This is a genomic window from Mycobacterium sp. (assembly GCF_049585075.1).
Lineage (GTDB): Bacteria > Actinomycetota > Actinomycetes > Mycobacteriales > Mycobacteriaceae > Mycobacterium.
The window spans coordinates 1-3,052 of record NZ_JBAUZA010000347.1 but is presented as its reverse complement, the minus strand read 5'-3'; the positions used below and the strand labels follow the sequence as shown (position 1 = coordinate 3,052).

Below are 3,052 nucleotides of genomic sequence, written 5' to 3'. Positions count from 1 at the left end.
GGGCAGGGGTTCCCGCGGCCGCACCCGGCCCGGCCATGATGCCGGGGCTGAGCGCCGTTAGGTAGCGCCCCGGCGCGCGCGCAGCTCTGGCGTGGTGGGAGTTTCTGCGTCCGGATGCGGCGGCGGTCGCGGAGCTTGTTGGGCGGCGTCGGCCACCTTGCCGGGCAGCTCTCTCGCGGTGGCTTCGCCGGCTTCCGCCTCAGCGTGCTGGGCGTCGGGATCGACCTCGTTCTCGGTGCGGAACATGAAGAAGAACACCACCCAGCCGACGGCGGCGAGCAGCAACCAGCTGATCAGCCGGTAGATCAACATCGCCGAAATCGCGCCGGACAACGGCAACCCGCTGGACACCAAACCAGGAACCAGTACCGCCTCCACCACCAACAGGCCGCCAGGCATCAGCGGTATCGTCCCGACCGCGCGGGCGGCGGCGCAGGCGACCGTCAAGCCCCCGACCGACGCGTGATACCCAGCCGCGTAGGCAGCGAAGCCGAGACAGGCGACATCAGCGAACCGATTGATCAGCGACCAGCTGAAGGCCAGCGCCACGTCGCGACGGCTCAGGCTGACCGACTCCAGCTGCGAGAGCATCTCGCGCCACTTCGCCAGGCCGGTGTCGATTGGCCGGCCGCGAACGGAGTTGAACCGCGACAGCACCCGTGACCCGATCCCGTCGATCAGATCCGGGCGCGACGCTACCGCCTGCGCCAGCAGCAACAGCGCTATGAAGCCGCCGAGCGTGAACAGCAACGAAAGCGGGTTGTTCTTCGCGCCGAGGAAGAACGCACCGCCCAGACCAAGCAGTGCCAGCCCAACGGCTTGCAGCACACCCGACATCACCAGCTGCCACGATGCCACCAACGTCGAGGCACCCCAAATCCGTTGCTGCCGAAGCAGAAACGTGGCCGCCAGCACCGGACCTCCGGGTAGCGTGGTGCTCAACGAGTTGGCCGCGTAATAGGCGGCTTCGGAACGCAATTCCTTGACGTGTACCCCGGCCGACGCCAACAGGGTCCGCTGTACCTGGGCGAAGCTGTGCATGAGGAGGACGGCGGCCAGGGCCGAGGCCAGCAGCCACCACCACTTCGCGGAGTAGAGGCTGTTGGCTGCCTTGGCGAGTTGGTCCCACACCAGTGCCACCTCGACCGCCAGCACGATCGCGACGACGGCCAGAACGGCCCAACGCACCCACCAGTATCTGCCGCGGGCACGTTCTTCGTGCTGACCGCTGCCGTTCTTGGCCGGTGCGTCGCGCGACACGGGTTTTAGGGTAGCTGTGCAGGTCGTGCCTGCATCGGTGCAATGGGCAGGTGTCCGCATTGTGTTTACGAGCCGTGACCTACGCGCCGACGGTTAGGCTGGCGCCATGCCGTCGAAGGCCGACGCGGATTACGAGGATTCCGTCGAACCTATCGTTCGGAAGGCCGCTGCCTGGGCCTGGCGGTTGTTGGTCATCCTGGCGGCACTAGTCGCGTTGCTCTGGGTTATCAAGCGGCTGGAAATCATCGTTGTTCCACTGCTTGTGGCGTTGCTGCTGAGCGCATTGCTGGTCCAGGTGGTGGATTGGCTGGACCGACGCGGCGCGCCTCGCGGTGGCGCGGTGGCCCTGGTGTTATTCGCCGCGTTCGCGATTTTGGGCGGCATCCTGGCATTCGTCATCAGCCAGTTCGTCATCGGCTTGCCGGATTTGGTCAAGCAAGTCACCCACAGCATCGATTCCACCCGCACTTGGCTGATCGAGGGGCCGCTGCATCTGAGCCGCCAACAGATCGAGAACGCCGGCAACGCCGCGATCGAGGCGCTTCAGAACAATCAGGCGAAGTTGACCAGCGGCGCACTGTCGACTGCGGCCACCGTCACCGAAATCCTCACTGCCGCACTGCTGACGTTGTTCACGCTGATCTTCTTTCTCTACGGCGGACGCAATATCTGGGCTTACGTCACCAAGATTTTCCCGGCCGATGTCCGGGAGCGGGTTCGTGCCGCGGGCAGCGCGGGCTACGGATCGCTGGTCGGCTACATACGCGCGACCTTCTTGGTGGCGTTGGTCGACGCGGCAGGAGTCGGAACCGGTTTGGCGATCCTGAGCGTCCCGCTGGCGTTGCCGCTGGCCTCGTTGGTGTTTCTCGGTGCGTTCATTCCGCTGGTCGGTGCGGTGCTCAGCGGTTTTCTCGCGGTGGTGGTTGCACTGATCGCGAAGGGTTGGGTCTATGCGCTTATCACCCTTGGTGTGCTGATCGGCGTGAACCAGCTCGAGGCGCACATCTTGCAGCCGTTGGTGATGGGCCGGGCGGTGTCGATCCATCCGCTGGCCGTGGTGGTGGCGATCTCGACCGGCGGTGTGCTCGCCGGGGTCGTCGGTGCGCTGCTGGCCGTCCCGACGGTCGCCTTCTTCAACAACGCGTTCCAAGTGCTACTGGCCGAGGATCCGTCGGCCGCGGCGAAGCCCGCCGAAGACGAGGACGCTTCGATCATCCAAGCCGAACCGGATGAGCCCCAGCCGGAAAGCGAAACCGAGGATTAAATCCGGCCTTCGCGGCGGAGCAAATCTTGAGCGCTCAGCCCGCCGCCGCGACGACGGCTGCGATCGCCGTTGTCGGCGTCTTTACCGCGGGCGTTCAGTTTCTGGGTGGCCACGTCAGGGTCCTTCTCGTCCCGCCCAGCGGTGGGGATGGCCGTGGTGGCATCGTCCTCGTCGGTGGGTTGCTGACCCGACGGGCGTTGGCCCGCAGCCCGCATCGCCCGGGTTTCATCGGCAGACGGCTCCGACGGTGGCGCGGAGCTGCCGGTGCCGTGCGGATCGCGCAATTCGCTGAGCCACGACTCGATTTCGCGATCGTCGCCGCGGGGCGGGGCGCCGGGAGTGGCTGGGCGTTCGCGTTCCGGGACCGGAGTCGGCGAAGCCTTCTGCTGCGCGGAAAAGCGAGTCGTCGGCGGCTCGTTGGGCTCGGGATGCCCGGGAGCACGCATCCTCGTGGTACCTGCGGCCGACGGCGTCTCCTGCGCCGGTGTTCGGTGATCCGGCCTCGGGGCCGGCCCAGCCGGCCTACCT

Annotated in this window: 2 protein-coding genes and 1 pseudogene; 1 reads left to right on the top strand and 2 read right to left on the bottom strand. The window is 66.5% G+C overall.

The window, feature by feature from the left end; genetic code table 11:
* Positions 1-57 precede the first annotated feature (57 nt).
* Positions 58-1,260, bottom strand: coding sequence for a lysylphosphatidylglycerol synthase transmembrane domain-containing protein (locus WB785_RS16330; RefSeq protein ID WP_424080359.1), 1,203 nt, complete (start codon positions 1,258-1,260; stop codon positions 58-60).
* Positions 1,261-1,366: 106 nt separating this feature from the next.
* Between WB785_RS16330 and WB785_RS16325 the strand changes: the two genes are divergently transcribed.
* Positions 1,367-2,524, top strand: a complete 1,158-nt coding sequence (locus tag WB785_RS16325) for an AI-2E family transporter (protein ID WP_424080358.1) — start codon at positions 1,367-1,369, stop codon at positions 2,522-2,524.
* On the opposite strand, the pseudogene WB785_RS16320 reads toward WB785_RS16325, so the two are convergent.
* Positions 2,521-3,052 (bottom strand): annotated as a pseudogene (locus tag WB785_RS16320) (hypothetical protein); the annotation flags it as partial. The gene WB785_RS16325 and the pseudogene WB785_RS16320 overlap by 4 nt on opposite strands.